Raw genomic sequence first — 14,796 nt, 5'->3', positions numbered from 1 at the left:
GATAACTGTAAACCTTTTTTAGGACGTGACAACTGTGCGGCTCGCACGAAAGTAGGCGAGCAGGTATATTAATCACAATCATTAGGCATTAATAATTATTTTTTTTGTATCTTTGCCCCGAAAACAAAAGGCGTAAGATGTCGCATAAATTATTGATTATAGGAAGTATGGCGTTTGATAAGATAGAAACGCCTTTTCAGAAGAGTGATATTATTATGGGGGGTGCAGCTAATTACACTGCCCTCTCGGCAGCACAGTTTGGTGTTCCTACAGCAGTAGTATCTGTAATAGGGGGTGATTATCCTACCAGTTTTTTGAGATTGCTCACCCAGCGCCATATAGATATATCGGGGATAGAGATAGACCCCCAAGATAAGACATTCTATTGGAGTGCTCGTTATCACGAAGATATGAACCTGCGCGATACCTTAGATACCCAGCTGAATGTGCTTGCCCACTTCAAGCCTGTGGTACCCGCAGCTTTTACCGATGCCCAAGTGCTAATGCTGGGCAACCTGCACCCACAAATACAGATAGATGTACTTGCACAAATGACGCATTTGCCCTTTGTGGTACTCGATACGATGAACTATTGGATTACCCATACCTACGAACTTTTAGAAGAAGTTATCAGCAAGGTAGATATGATAACCATCAACGAGCAAGAGGCGCGCCAGCTTACCGATGAATATTCACTGGTAAAGGCAGCAAAACGCATCTTGGCAATGGGTACAAAATATGTAGTAATCAAAAAAGGCGAACACGGGGCGTTGTTGTTTCACGAAGATAGTGCTTTTTTTGCTCCCGCTTTGCCGCTCTCCGAAGTGTGCGACCCCACAGGGGCAGGCGATGTGTTTGCAGGAGGTATTGTAGGCTATCTTACAAAAACAAACGATTTTAGTTTTGAAAACATCAAAAATGCTGTTATACACGGCTCCAATTTAGCTTCGTTTTGTATAGAAAGTTTAGGAGCCGAACGAATGCTATCGCTTACCCCAGAGGATATCAATAGCCGCTTGTATCAATTCAGAGACCTTACCCAATTTGATATCAAATTGTGTTGATTATCAGTTAAATTGCCAATAAAAAATAGACAAACCAGAATAAAAAGATAATAAAATGTTGTATAAACGCAGTAGTGAGCTTTTCGCAAAAGCTCAGCAAGTATTACCAGGGGGGGTAAATTCACCTGTACGTGCTTTTAATGCCGTAGGAGGAAATCCTATATTTATAAAAGAAGCTGCTGGTGCTTATCTTACCGATGAAGACGGACGAAAATATATAGACTATATAGCCTCTTGGGGTCCCCTAATTTTAGGGCACGCTTATCCCCCTGTGATTGAAGCAGTAACAGAGCGTGCTAAAAAAGGCACCTCATTTGGTATCCCTACCGAAGTGGAAGTACAAATAGCTGAATTGGCAGTTGCAATGGTGCCCAATATAGACAAAATTAGGTTTGTGAATAGCGGTACCGAAGCCTGTATGAGTGCTATACGCTTGGCACGTGGCTACACAGGGCGCGAAAAGATTATCAAATTTATAGGTTGCTATCACGGGCATTCCGATGCATTCCTGATAGAAGCGGGAAGCGGTGGAGCTACCTTTGGCACACCCAACAGCCCAGGGGTAACACAAGGCACTGCAAAAGATACCCTTTTGGCTAATTACAACGATTTAGCTTCGGTAAAAGCCCTTTTTGAAGCTAATCCTCAGCAGATAGCAGGTGTTATCATTGAGCCAGTAGCGGGCAATATGGGGTGCGTACTGCCACAAGAAGGATTTTTGGAAGGCTTGCGACAACTTTGTACCGAAAATGGTTCTTTGCTGATATTTGACGAGGTAATGACAGGATTCCGTTTGGCAAAAGGAGGAGCGCAAGAGGTTTTTGGCATTAAAGCCGATATTGTTACTTTTGGGAAAGTGATAGGAGGAGGATTGCCTGTAGGGGCGTTTGCAGCTAATAAAGAAATAATGAGCTATTTAGCTCCTGAGGGGCCTGTATATCAGGCAGGAACCCTTAGTGGGAATCCGCTGGCGATGAGTGCGGGCTTGGCAATGCTTACAGCACTGAATGAACACCCCGGAGTGTATGAAAGTTTGGCTAAAAAAACAGCTTATTTACATCAAGGTTTTGAAGAAGTGTTGCAAAGAGCAGGAATACCCCACCAAATCAACAGTTTTGGCTCTATGTTTACCTTATTTTTTACCGAGAGCCCTGTAACCAACTTTGTTAGCTCTTCAAAAAGTGATACCCAACGCTTTAAGCGTTATTTTCACGGAATGCTACGCGAGGGAATTTACCTACCTCCTAGTGGTTTTGAGAGTTATTTTCTAAATGATGCTATCACTTATGACGATTTGGATAAAACGATTAAAGCACTCAATAGAGTAGTGTTAGAGCTCTAAAAGACAGTGTGTTGGCTAAATTGTTAATAACTATAGATAAGCTGTTAATAACTTGTTAGTAACGCTGTTAGTTTGATGTTTAATTTATTTAACAATTATTATTTGGTAGTTCGAAAATATTTTATATCTTTGCAGCGAAAAATTGAAAGGAATTAATAATTTTAAAACTCAAAAAAATGGAAGAATTTGTAAAAGTAGTGGAGCAAATCCTTTATATGGAAAACTTCAACACAGAGGTAACAGCAGATTTAAAGCAAAAGTTTGCACAATTGTATGCAGCGTATGGTGCTAATGTACCAGAAAAATACCGCAGCGATGTAAATCGTATGGCAAACAAATATGTAGGTGTGAACGTAAACGCTTTTAGCTATTAATTGCAAGGCTGTTTATTGTAGTAATGAATGTATTAGTAACAGGTGCTGGCGGACAGCTTGGTTCTGAAATAGAAGCCAGCACGGTACGCATTGGTAATTATTTTTTTACTGATGCTACTACCTTGGATATTACCCAAATAGGCAGCCTACACTCTTTTGTACAGCAAAACAATATAGATATTATCGTAAATTGTGCGGCTTATACCAATGTGGATAAAGCTGAAGATGATGTGGTGGTGGCAGAGGCTATTAACCATCACGCTGCAGCCCACTTGGCTGCTGTATGCAAAGAGTTTCACATACCACTTATTCATATTTCTACCGACTATGTGTTTGGTGGAAGTGCCAATACGCCTTATAATGAAACGGATGCTACGCAGCCGTTAGGCGTGTATGGGCGTACAAAATTAGCCGGCGAAGAAGCTATAAAGTTGGCGGGGATTGATTATATGATTATCCGCACCTCGTGGCTTTACTCATTGCGCTTTGGGCATAATTTTGTAAAAACTATTCAGCGGCTAAGTGCTGAACGTACAGAGCTAAAAGTAGTTTTTGACCAAGTAGGTACTCCTACCAATGCTGCTGATTTGGCTGATTTTGTAGTGCAAGCCATTAATAATGGCTGGTATAAAGGCAAACAAGAGGTATATCACTTTAGCAATGAAGGGGTATGCTCGTGGTATGACTTCGCTACTACTATAGTGGCGCATTCGGGTAACGCTTGTAAGGTGCTGCCCTGCCGCTCGGCAGAGTTTCCAAGCAAGGTAACACGTCCCGCTTATTCAGTATTAGATAAATCTAAACTCAAAAATGATTTTGGGTATCGTATTAGGTATTGGCGCGAAGCCTTTTTAAGCTAAACACACTTGTTGCATAATGGCTTAAAAAAGCTTTGCGCTAATCTTCTTCTTTACAACACATATTTTTCTTCATAAAAATAGCAAGGCATTAAAAAAAAACGTATATTTGCACGGTAATTAAATAGGGAACTGTTTAGAATATATGTAAGATGATTGTAAATTTCAGTATACAAAACTTTGGTTCTATAAAAGATAAGCAAACGCTGTCGTTTGAAGCCGATGCCTCCAATCATTTGGAAAATACTTACGTAGTGCATACGGCAGGCAAACGACTGCTAAAAGCAATGCTATTGCTTTAGGAGATTTTGAAGCTCGGCAATACAAAAAAGCAATGTGCGAAATGCCTTCATTATTCAAAAACTTGCATATTGTGGAATAAATGAGGTTTATAAAAGTTGTATTATCCAAAAAAAAGGTGTATATTTGCAGTCGGTAGGTGGATGATGAATTGTATGACTAATAATTAAAACAATATATAAAATGGCAACATTTAGAACAGAATCAGACCTTATAGGGGAATTACAAGTTCCTGCTGAGGTGTATTATGGCGTACAAACACAACGTGCTATTGATAACTTTAAAATCTCGGGGGTTGTAATGCACCATTACCCCGAATTTGTGAGGGCTATTGGTTATGTGAAATTGGCTGCTGCTAAAACTAATCATCATTTTGGATTGCTTCCTGATGCTATTATGCCTGCCGTTACGCAGGCTTGCCAAGAGGTGATTGATGGTAAACTAAATGACCAATTTCCTGTAGATATGTTTCAAGGCGGGGCTGGTACCTCTGTAAATATGAACGCCAACGAGGTGATAGCCAATAGGGCATTGGAAATTATGGGCTATTCTAAAGGCGATTACCAACACTGCTTGCCTAACGATCATATCAACTGCTCGCAATCTACCAATGATGCTTACCCTACGGCTATCAAGATTGCAATTATTAATATGAACAAGCAACTGCTTGCTGCACTTAGAGCCTTAGTAGATGCTTTGCGCGAAAAAGGGAAGGCTTTTTCCGATATAATAAAGATGGGGCGCACCCAGCTGCAAGATGCTGTACCTATGACCTTGGGGCAAGAGTTTGATGCTTTTGCAGCTACTTTAGGAGATAATGAAAACAGGCTTACTGCTGCTGCCAAGTTGTTACACGAAATAAATATGGGCGGTACCGCTATAGGCACGGGGCTTAATGCTCCTAAAGGTTTTCCTGCTTTGTGTGCTGAAAATTTATCGGCAATTACAGGGGATACTTTTATTCCTTCTACTGATTTGATTGCCGCTACTCCCAATACAGGAGCTTATGTGAGCTACTCATCTGCCTTAAAGCGTTTTGCCATAGAACTATCTAAAGTGTGTAACGACTTGCGCTTGTTGGCTTCGGGGCCTCGTGCAGGGTTACGCGAAATTAACTTGCCTGCGATGCAGCCAGGCTCGTCTATAATGCCAGGTAAAGTAAACCCTGTAATTCCGGAGGTAGTAAACCAAGTGTGCTTTAAGGTGATAGGTAATGACGTTACGGTATCGTTTGCAGCAGAGGCAGGTCAGTTGCAATTGAATGTGATGGAGCCTGTGCTTTGCGAGTCGATATTTGAAAGTATTAGTTTGTTGCAGAATGCATTGGTTACCTTGCGAGAGTTGTGCGTAAAGGGCATTACGGCTAATCGCGAAGTATCGCTAAATATGGTGAAGCACAGTATAGGTATCGTAACGGCTCTAAACCCTTATATTGGGTACAAAAATAGTACTAAGATAGCAAAAGAGGCTTTAGAGACAGGCAAATCGGTATATGATTTGGTGTTGGCGCATCAGTTGCTTAGCAAGGAAGAATTGGATAAGATATTAGATCCTGCTTCTATGATTAACGATTAAAAAGTTTTGATTTTTATAATATGAAAAATTATTTGCGAAGAAGTGTTGTGTTTGCCCTATTGGCTTATGGGCTTGTAGCACAATCGCAACCTTTGGTGAAAGAGGCTTCTACGCGCAAATTGCTATTTTCGTTTAAAGACGAGACAGAGGCTTCGGTATCACTTCCTGAAAATTCATCGTATTGGCGTTCTCTTGATGGGGACTGGCGTTTTAAATGGAGCCAACAGAGCGATGAACGTCCGCAGGACTTTTATATGCCTAATTACGATATTAGTACTTGGGATATGATAAAAGTGCCTTCGGACTGGAAAGTGTATGCGCTAAACAAGTATCACAAGCCCCGCTATGGTATGCCTTCGTATTGCCCGAACAACGAAGTGGGCTCCTATGTTAGGTTTTTTGAAGTACCTAAAGAGTGGAAAAAACGTGAAGTTTATTTAGATTTCACAGGCGTAGCGGGTTCGTTTTACGTGTGGGTAAACGGGCAAATGGTGGATGTTGCCGAGCATTCGGTTTCGGTAGTATCTTTTAACATTACAAAGCAGCTAAAAAAAGGAGATAATAAGTTGGCTGTAGAGGTGCATAGTACGGCTAATGATTCTATAGCTGAACGTTCGGGCGTACTGCAGTTGCCTGGGATATTTAGGAGTGTAGCGCTGCGTGCTACTCCTGAGTTACAGCTGAACGACTTGCAGATAATGGCAGATTCTCAGGATTTTGTAAATTGGGAACTGCAATTGCGTGCCCAAGTGCGTAATCTTCGCAAGAAAGCAGCACAGAACTATAAAATTCAGTATAAATTACGTGAAAACATATTGTATAGTGATGTGTTGCGCCGTCATTTAGAGCCTGTAGAGCAAGAAGTGCCTTTAGAAATCATAGGGGGTAAAACATCGGTGTGGAATGAAACTACTATGAAAGTGAAAAAACCTATGGTTTGGACAGATGAAACGCCTTATCGCTATACGCTTATTGCACAACTCATAGATAGAAAAGGGCGAGTAGCCGAAACGGTATCTACTCCTATTACCTTCAAAAAAATAGAAGTTCGCAAAAATAAAGAGATTTACGTAAATGGAGAACCCATAGAATTGAAGGGCGTAAAACGACAAGAGGGACACCCTGCGCAGGGTCGTACCCTTACACACGAGCAAATGGAAGACGAAATTATGCTGATGAAACGTGCCAATGTGAATTACGTTTATTCCATTCCGTATCCCCCCGACCCATATTGGTTTTACTTGTGTGATAAATACGGGATTTTCTTGGCTCGTGAAATAAATTTTGAAGACGCTCTATTGCCCAAAAAGCATTGGGTAGACCAGACAATTTATCTTTATACCGATAAAGGAACACGCTACGAAGGCTATGGTGAGGATTTTGGTAAAGGAATAGAAGAAAAAGCAGCGATGACCGATGGGGTTATCTTTGCAAGTAGAATACCTAAACCACAATTTTACCAGCTACAGAAAGATTATCAAAATATTGAGGTGAAAAAACTCTCAAACGATACTTTTCAGCTTATCAATAAAGCGTACTTTGAGCCAATGGACGGTTATGAAGGGGTTTGGACGCTTTATCGCGATGGACAAAAGGTGGAGGAACGCTCTTTTGACGTATCGCCTCTAAAACCACAGCTGAAGGGTACGGTAAGGCTTACCCCTAAACGAATGGATAGTGGGGCAGAATATTACGCTACTATAGAATTTAAGCAAGCTGCTGACCGACCTTGGTGTGAAAAGGGCTTTGTGCAGGCACGTGAGCAGTTTCTTTTGCAAAAGGGTACAAACAAGCCTAAGCAGCGCATTCTAAATCAGGGGGAAGCGCTACAGCTTACGGTAGATAAAAAAATAGTAGTAGGCAAAAACTTCACGGTGCATTTTGACTACGAACGAGGCACTATAGAAAGTCTTACCTATAACAATAGTAAAGTAATAGACGATAATGGGCTGAACCTGAATGTGCTAAGTGATGAGAAATGGCATCACAGAGTAATAGATCACAAAATTTTTGAGAATGAAGACGGTAGCTATAGTTATTGCTTTATGCTGGAATCAATAGAAGATAAGGCTCTGGCTACAACTACGGAAAGTGAAACTGTATCTCCTTTGGTAACCTATCAGGAGTTTATTGTCTTTACCGATGGCACTATAGAAGTGCTTACTAATATTACAGGCAATGATGAGCAAATAACTGTACCCCAATTGGGCTACGAAATAAAAATGCCTACAGTATTCTACAATTTTAAATACTACGGACGTGGGCGACAAGAAAATACCGAAGCTGACAAAGAAGCTGCTTTTATGGGAGTATATGAAGGCGATGTGCGCAGTGAGTTTGTACCTTATGCCCAGCCACAAACAATGGGGCAACACCAAGACACGCAATGGGCATCGATTACCAATATGCGCGGTACAGGAGCTGAGTTTGTAGCGATGCAACCGATGAGCGTATCGGCATTGCCTTATGGCGAAGCGCAACTAAAGGCAGCCGCACACCCTTACCAGCTACCTGAGCCTGATGGTACTTATATACGCCTTGACGCTATTACTGCTGAAAAGCCTACAAGCTATTGGTTTGGCTTTTTAATTCGTCCTGTGAGCAGATAAAGATGTACTTTCGGTTTAAACAATTTGACATAAAACAAGCTGCAACAGCTATGAAAGTGGGCACCGATGCTGTCTTGCTAGGGGCGTGGGTACCTATAGCACGTTACCATAAAATATTGGATGTAGGTGCGGGTACAGGGGTGCTTTCCTTGATGTTAACCCAGCGCTGCCCTACGGCAATGATAGATGCTGTAGAAATAGACGGGGTAGCTTATGCTGAATGTGTAGAGAATTTTACTAATAGTAATTGGGCAGTGCGCTTACGTGCGCACTGCATTTCATTTCAGGACTTTGTGCTGCGCGCTGCGGGTGATTATGACTTGATTATTAGTAATCCGCCTTTTTATAGGGCGGCATACAAATCGGGGAATGAGCAGCGCGATAGGGCTCGTTTTACTGATGGGCTTTCTTTTGCTGAGCTTGTAGAGGGTGTGGCTAAACTGCTTGCTGAAACAGGAAACTTTGCGGTGATACTGCCTTATAGTGAGGAGGCTTATTTTATGGAATTGGCACAGCAACAGGGGCTTTACCCGCAACGCCTGCTGCGCACGCGTGGTAACGCAACAGCACCTTTGAAGCGTAGTTTGATACTTTTTGCTAAAAAAGAATTGGCTGAGGTAGTGGCTGAAGAGCTTGTAATAGAGCAGGTACGCGGACAATATACTGAAGCGTATAAGGCTTTGACACGAGATTTTTATTTGAAATTCTAAATATTAATTTTGGAACGAGTATCTGCCAAACTATAAAAGATAAAGTGCTAAATATAGATATGAGACGGACTGCGGCAGCAGTAAAAATCTTTGCAATTAAAATAAGAAAAAGATGAACACCATAGTATTAAAAAATAGTATTAACTATCATCAATACCAGCAAATAGCAGACTTTTTTGCTACTATAGGGGTAGAAATAGCAAACTCTTATGGAGAGGTAACTTTGCAAGATGATGAAGCTCTTTTGGAGGCATTGGATATGGGGATTACACAAGCTGATAATGGGCTATTGATACCTCATAATGAAGTGATGCAAGAAATAGACTCTCTGATAAAAAGCTATCAAAAGTAATGAAAAAACTAACTATACGTTGGACTCCTATTGCCAAAATTCAATATAGTGAGATTATTACTTTTTGGATAGAAAAGACAGAAAGTACATCTTATGCAGAAAAAATTCAAAATGAGGTGGCTTATTCTCTTAATTTTTTATCTGAATTTCCTGAAATGTGCCCTATATTCCCCAAAAGGAACAATAAAAATGTAAGACAATTAATTATCCTCACAAATTACTCTATTTTTTATAGGATAATTGAAGAAAAAGAAGAAATTGAAATATTACTTTTTTGGGATAATAGAGCTAATCCTAAGAATTTGAGATTTAATTAAGAGTAGTGCTGAACTACACAAAAGATTAACAGCCAAATATGGAAATAAGATGGACTGAGGAAGCTATCAAAAACCTTTGTAAAATAACCAAATAAGAAATATTTCTATGAGTTTTGCTAATGATATTAAGAACCTAAGCAGTTTTTTAAAAGAGCAAGGTTTTTTGGCTGTACCGATGAATTACAATAACCTTCGTTCGTGGGTAAAGGAATTGGATAGCGAACACTTGGTTTATATGTATGTTTACGTCGGTCAGTACAAACAACATAGCCAAGATGGTTTTCTTATCGTATCGCCTCCACGTGATAACGATGATGTTTGGGAACGTACCTCCTTAGCTTTTGGCATTCCTTTAGATGAAAACTTTGAGTTAGGTTCAGGGTTTTATGACAAATACATCAATAGACTTACCAATCTATTGCCTAGTGCCGTTTGCTTAAAAGAAGCCGTAATCAATGAGATGCACAACCCCAGTGAGATTGCAACAAAAGGTATTAATACCGCTAAAATATTAGCTACTCGTTATATGAGAGTTGTACAAGGATTTCACGATTTGCAGAAAGCACCTAATTTTGCTGAGCTCTGCCAAATTAGCAAAGAAACGTGGTTAAAAAAGAAGAAAATCTATTGGTTAGAAGAAGATTTTGGCAAGAAATATCTTGAACCCTATGCCGATGATATTATAAAACAATATCCTGATACTTATACCGAAAGACTTAGTATTATTTTGGCTACTTATAGTGTTTTTAGGTAGTACCTTCTAAATTTTAAAACCTAATGCGATGAAAATAAAATCTTTACTCGGTGTTTTACTATTGATTGTGAGTGTGTATGGTTATGCACAAGGGGAGGCTGGTGGCAATGATTGGGCAGCAATGGGGTTAAAAGGCAAGGTAAAATCGGTGAAGACTTCTATTTATTTTGCTGAGGAAAAAGACAACGATTTTATCAAAGGTACCCCTTTCTCTCAAGGGATTTATCCCGCTGAAAAAATTAAACAGTACAGCGAAATGGAACGAATGGGGGTAAAAGCATTCTTTATACAGTTTTTAGTAAATATTATCCCTTCGGCTATTGCCTTTGATAAAAATGGCTTTATAACTGAAAAATGGCTTTATAACACTGTATCACCTAAGAAAATAGTGTATACTTACGACAAAAAGAATCGCCTTATTGATAAATCGACTTTTGTACACGAGTTTTTAGAGACAAAGGATACGCTGGTCTATAATGCTAAAGGGCAATTAGAGAAGGAAGTACTTGACCTAAAAACAAAAGATGAAACAATCTACACTTATACTTATAATGTTGATGGTGAGCTTATCCAAAGGAATTTTAAAAAAACTGAAGACCTCCCTTTGTTTAAAGAAATATACATTTATAACAATAAAAGACTTGTAAATAAGGAACTTTACCAATTCGACCGACTTATATGGCGAGGTCTTTATGAATATGGAGCAGAAGGAGAACTCATTAAAGCCATTTCGCAGAAAATAGACGACTTTATATGGCATTCTAAATATGCTTATGACCAAAACAACCAGCTGAAAGAAGAATATCTTTTGATAAATGAGAGTGAAAATAATGGATTTTTAAACAAATTCGGTTCAGATAGGCGTTTGACCTATCATTTAACTTTTTCTACCGATTATCTTTGTGAGTACAAATATACGGATGACAAGCAGGGTAATTGGGTGAGAATGATTACGTATGAAAATGGGGTTCCTATCCTTTACGTAGAGCGAAAAATAGAGTATTTTAAATAATTTCTTTTTTGTATATCTAAAAAATGTGTATCTTTGCGGGGTCATTTTGAATTTTGAATTTTGAATTTTGAATTGTGAATTGTGAAGTACAATGAACTTACCAAAGGATAAAGTAATTCCGCTGATTTTGAACTACAATGCTTGTTAAATCAAGAATGGGAAGACTTTCGCTTCAATGTTAATTATGAGGCATTTGTAATCAAACGTAAAAGGAATTATTATGACAACAAAACAGAATAAACAAGTGCAAAAACCTTTAAAGGTGCAAGAAGAAACACCTTACTATATATTGATGGAACCAGACCCCTCTCTTGATTTATATACTGATCACCCTTATTTTGTTGAAAAATTAGCACGGGCTAAAGAGACTATTAAAAGGGTGGGGTTACCTAAAAAATTCAGTAGTACAAGATAAATTGGCTGGGGCTAATAAACGATTGGCTAAGGTGGGATTTCCTCCGCTGATGACTAATAACTAATGACTAATATCTAAAAATGAAACTTTTCTATTCTAAAATTCTTCTCTTTGGGGAGTATGGCATCATTAAAAACTCGAAAGGGTTGGCTATCCCTTATAATTTTTATAAGGGTACGCTGAAAATGCTTGCTGAAGAGGAAGCGAAGAATGCTTTGGACGGGCAGAAAAGAGAAGAGGCTCGAAAATCGAATGAGGCTCTTAGTGCTTTTGCTTCTCACCTTGAGTCGTTGAGCAAGGAGGCAACTCCTATAGTGCAGTTTGACATTGCGCGCTTGAAGGCTGATATTGCTGCTGGGATGTACTTTGATAGTAGTATCCCTCAGGGTTATGGGGTGGGCAGTAGCGGTGCTTTGGTAGCGGCTATCTACAGCGAATACGCTATAAACCCTATTGATGCGATGGCACATCTTACTCGCGAACAGCTGCTGCAACTGAGGGCTATCTTTGGGCGTATGGAGTCGTTTTTTCACGGAACATCATCGGGGTTAGACCCGCTGAATAGCTACTTGAGTTTGCCGATTCTTATCAACTCGCTTGACCATATAGAGCCTACGGGAATACCTGTAGAAAGCCCTAATGGCAAGGGAGCTGTTTTTTTATTGGACAGTGGCGTAATTGGCGAAACTGCCCCTATGGTGCGTATTTTTATGGAAAATATGAAAAATGAGTCTTTCCAGAAAATGCTAAAAGAGGAATTTATAAAATATACGGATGCTTGTATTGATGATTTTCTAAAAGGGCGATTCAAATCGTTGTTTGGGAATATAAAAAATCTATCGAGCGTTGTACTGAACCACTTTAAGCCGATGATACCGCAAGAATTTCACACTTTGTGGAAACAGGGTATTGATACGGGTGATTATTTCTTGAAATTGTGTGGTTCGGGCGGTGGTGGCTATATTTTGGGCTTCACTGAAGATTTGGAAAAGGCAAAATGTTCCCTTGCGGGACATAAATTAGAGGTTGTATATCAATTTTAACAATGAGCGACACGATTAAACACGAGTGCGGTATTGCGCTAATCCGCCTACTGAAACCGCTTGAGTTTTACAAAGAAAAATACGGTTCTGCATTTTACGGAATCAACAAGATGTACTTGATGCTCGAAAAACAGCACAATAGGGGGCAAGATGGTGCTGGACTAGCGAGCATTAAGCTGGATATGGAACCCGGTGAGCGCTACATCAGTAGGGTGCGCTCTAACGCTCATCAGCCGGTGCAAGATATTTTTTCACAAATAAACGAGCGTATCAACAAAGGCTTTAAGGCTAATCCTGCCCTGAAAGAGGATGTTGCCTTGCAAAAACGAGAACTTCCTTATATAGGCGAGGTGGTAATGGGGCACGTGCGCTATGGTACTTTTGGAAAAAATAGTATTGAAAATGTACACCCTTTTTTGCGTGAAAACAATTGGATATACCGCAACCTGATAATGGCAGGCAACTTTAATATGACCAACGTAAATGAGCTATTCCAAAATCTTGTTCGCTTGGGGCAACACCCTAAAGACAAGACCGACACGGTGATAGTGATGGAAGGGATTGGTCATTTTCTGGACGATGAAGTAGAGGAATTGTACCGCAAACTAAAAGAACAAGGATACAGCAAAAGAGAGGCTTCTCCTTTTATAGCCAAGCAATTGGATATAGAACGGATACTGAAACGTGCGGCGAAGTACTGGGACGGCGGCTATGCTATGGAGGGAATGTTTGGACACGGCGATGCTTTTGTGTTGCGCGACCCTGCGGGCATACGTCCGGCGTTTTACTACCAAGATGAGGAGGTGGTAGTGGTGGCATCGGAACGCCCTGCCATACAAACTGTTTTCAATGTAAAATACGAAAATATACAAGAGTTGCCACCAGGGAATGCTATTATCATCAAGAAAAGTGGCGCAGTAGCTATCAAAGAGATTGTACCTGCTACAGTGCGCAAGGCTTGTTCGTTTGAACGTATTTACTTTTCGCGCGGCAACGACCAAGATATTTACCGCGAACGCAAAATGCTGGGTAGGTTGCTTTATCCGCACGTAGCCCAAGCTATTGGCAACAACTTGAAAGATACGGTTTTTGCTTATATTCCTAATACTGCCGAAACGGCTTACTTAGGGCTTATAGAAGAGACTGAACACCAACTGAATTTGCAAAAAGCAAAACAATTGGCAGTGGCTGACAAGGCTGAATACCCAACGATACTTTCGCAAAAAGTACGCACTGAAAAAGTGGCTATTAAGGATGTGAAGTTGCGAACCTTTATAACTGAGGATAGCAGCCGCGATGACCTCGTAGCGCACGTGTATGACATCACCTATGGCTCGGTGCAAAAAGGAGATGCTTTGGTGATTATAGACGATAGTATCGTACGCGGTACGACCTTGAAAAAGAGTATATTGAGTATTTTGAGCCGATTGGAGCCTAAGAAGATAGTAATCGTATCTTCAGCGCCACAAATACGTTACCCTGACTGCTATGGTATTGATATGGCGCGTTTGGAGGACTTGGTGGCTTTTCAGGCGGCATTGGCATTGCATAAAGAGCGGGGCACGTATGACCTTATAGAAGCTGTATACAAAAAGTGCCTGTCGCAAGTAGATTTGACCGATGATAAGGTGGTGAATTACGTAAAAGAAATATATGCTCCTTTTAGCAATGAGGAAATCTCGGGCAAAATACGCGATTTGTTGCTGCCTAAGGATTTTGCATCGGAGGTGGAGGTGATTTTCCAAACGGTAGAGAATCTTCACCGCGCTTGTCCGGAAAATCTTGGCGATTGGTATTTTACAGGCAACTATCCTACTAATGGTGGTAACCGTGTAGTGAATAGGGCGTTTATTAACTTTTATGAAGGAAATAAAGAACGAGCATATTAAAATAATGATTAAATAATAAATGAGGCTGTCCAAAGTGAGGGCGATTTGCCAATCGCCCGTACAATGTGAAAAGAGATTGATTATCAGAGCGATTAACTTTGGCAAACTCTGAAAGTTTGCCAAAGTGCGTGGCACATAATTGATTATATAAACTTTGGCAAACTCTGAAAGTTTGCCAAAGTG

General features: G+C 40.2%; 15 protein-coding genes. All 15 read left to right on the top strand.

Annotated features, from left to right (window positions below; genetic code table 11):
- Window positions 1–137: 137 nt before the first annotated feature.
- The 15 genes from HMPREF9075_RS09250 (at window position 138) to HMPREF9075_RS09185 (ending at window position 14,613) form a co-directional block, all read left to right on the top strand.
- A complete protein-coding gene (locus HMPREF9075_RS09250; protein WP_009416290.1) occupies window positions 138–1,064 on the top strand; it encodes a PfkB family carbohydrate kinase in 927 nt (308 codons plus the stop codon).
- Window positions 1,065–1,119: 55 nt separating this feature from the next.
- Window positions 1,120–2,406 (top strand): glutamate-1-semialdehyde 2,1-aminomutase, encoded by a 1,287-nt coding sequence (gene hemL, locus HMPREF9075_RS09245; protein WP_009416289.1) that lies wholly within the window; start codon window positions 1,120–1,122, stop codon window positions 2,404–2,406.
- Between the two features lie 176 nt (window positions 2,407–2,582).
- A complete protein-coding gene (locus HMPREF9075_RS09240; protein ID WP_009416288.1) occupies window positions 2,583–2,780 on the top strand; it encodes a hypothetical protein in 198 nt (65 codons plus the stop codon).
- A gap of 23 nt (window positions 2,781–2,803) precedes the next feature.
- Window positions 2,804–3,640, top strand: coding sequence for a dTDP-4-dehydrorhamnose reductase (rfbD, locus tag HMPREF9075_RS09235; RefSeq protein ID WP_009416287.1), 837 nt, complete (start codon window positions 2,804–2,806; stop codon window positions 3,638–3,640).
- Between the two features lie 149 nt (window positions 3,641–3,789).
- Complete coding sequence (locus HMPREF9075_RS13250; protein ID WP_009416286.1) at window positions 3,790–3,939, top strand: hypothetical protein; 150 nt, start codon at window positions 3,790–3,792, stop codon at window positions 3,937–3,939.
- Window positions 3,940–4,120: 181 nt separating this feature from the next.
- Window positions 4,121–5,512 carry an aspartate ammonia-lyase gene (gene aspA / locus HMPREF9075_RS09230; RefSeq protein WP_009416285.1) on the top strand — a complete coding sequence of 464 codons (1,392 nt, stop codon included), beginning with the start codon at window positions 4,121–4,123 and terminating at the stop codon, window positions 5,510–5,512.
- 20 nt (window positions 5,513–5,532) lie between these two features.
- Entirely contained in the window at window positions 5,533–8,121 is a 2,589-nt protein-coding gene (locus HMPREF9075_RS09225) for a glycoside hydrolase family 2 TIM barrel-domain containing protein (RefSeq protein WP_009416284.1), read from the top strand.
- A gap of 2 nt (window positions 8,122–8,123) precedes the next feature.
- Entirely contained in the window at window positions 8,124–8,831 is a 708-nt protein-coding gene (locus HMPREF9075_RS09220) for a tRNA1(Val) (adenine(37)-N6)-methyltransferase (protein WP_009416283.1), read from the top strand.
- A 112-nt stretch (window positions 8,832–8,943) separates the two neighbouring features.
- A complete protein-coding gene (locus HMPREF9075_RS09215; RefSeq protein ID WP_009416282.1) occupies window positions 8,944–9,183 on the top strand; it encodes an antitoxin in 240 nt (79 codons plus the stop codon).
- Complete coding sequence (locus HMPREF9075_RS09210; protein ID WP_009416281.1) at window positions 9,183–9,500, top strand: type II toxin-antitoxin system RelE/ParE family toxin; 318 nt, start codon at window positions 9,183–9,185, stop codon at window positions 9,498–9,500. The genes HMPREF9075_RS09215 and HMPREF9075_RS09210 overlap by 1 nt, the downstream gene beginning before the upstream one ends.
- A 106-nt stretch (window positions 9,501–9,606) precedes the next feature.
- A complete protein-coding gene (locus tag HMPREF9075_RS09205) occupies window positions 9,607–10,254 on the top strand; it encodes a hypothetical protein (RefSeq protein ID WP_009416280.1) in 648 nt (215 codons plus the stop codon).
- A 28-nt stretch (window positions 10,255–10,282) separates the two neighbouring features.
- Entirely contained in the window at window positions 10,283–11,266 is a 984-nt protein-coding gene (locus HMPREF9075_RS09200) for a hypothetical protein (protein ID WP_009416279.1), read from the top strand.
- A gap of 220 nt (window positions 11,267–11,486) precedes the next feature.
- Window positions 11,487–11,681 (top strand): hypothetical protein, encoded by a 195-nt coding sequence (locus tag HMPREF9075_RS09195; RefSeq protein WP_009416278.1) that lies wholly within the window; start codon window positions 11,487–11,489, stop codon window positions 11,679–11,681.
- Between the two features lie 80 nt (window positions 11,682–11,761).
- Window positions 11,762–12,724, top strand: coding sequence for a mevalonate kinase (locus tag HMPREF9075_RS09190; protein WP_009416277.1), 963 nt, complete (start codon window positions 11,762–11,764; stop codon window positions 12,722–12,724).
- Between the two features lie 2 nt (window positions 12,725–12,726).
- On the top strand, window positions 12,727–14,613 hold the full coding sequence (locus HMPREF9075_RS09185; protein WP_009416276.1) for a class II glutamine amidotransferase: 1,887 nt from the start codon (window positions 12,727–12,729) through the stop codon (window positions 14,611–14,613).
- The last annotated feature ends 183 nt before the right edge of the window (window positions 14,614–14,796 follow it).

Source organism: Capnocytophaga sp. oral taxon 332 str. F0381 (assembly GCF_000318275.2).
In the GTDB taxonomy this organism is placed as follows: Bacteria; Bacteroidota; Bacteroidia; order Flavobacteriales; family Flavobacteriaceae; genus Capnocytophaga; species Capnocytophaga bilenii.
This window is presented reverse-complemented; position numbering and strand designations above follow the sequence as displayed.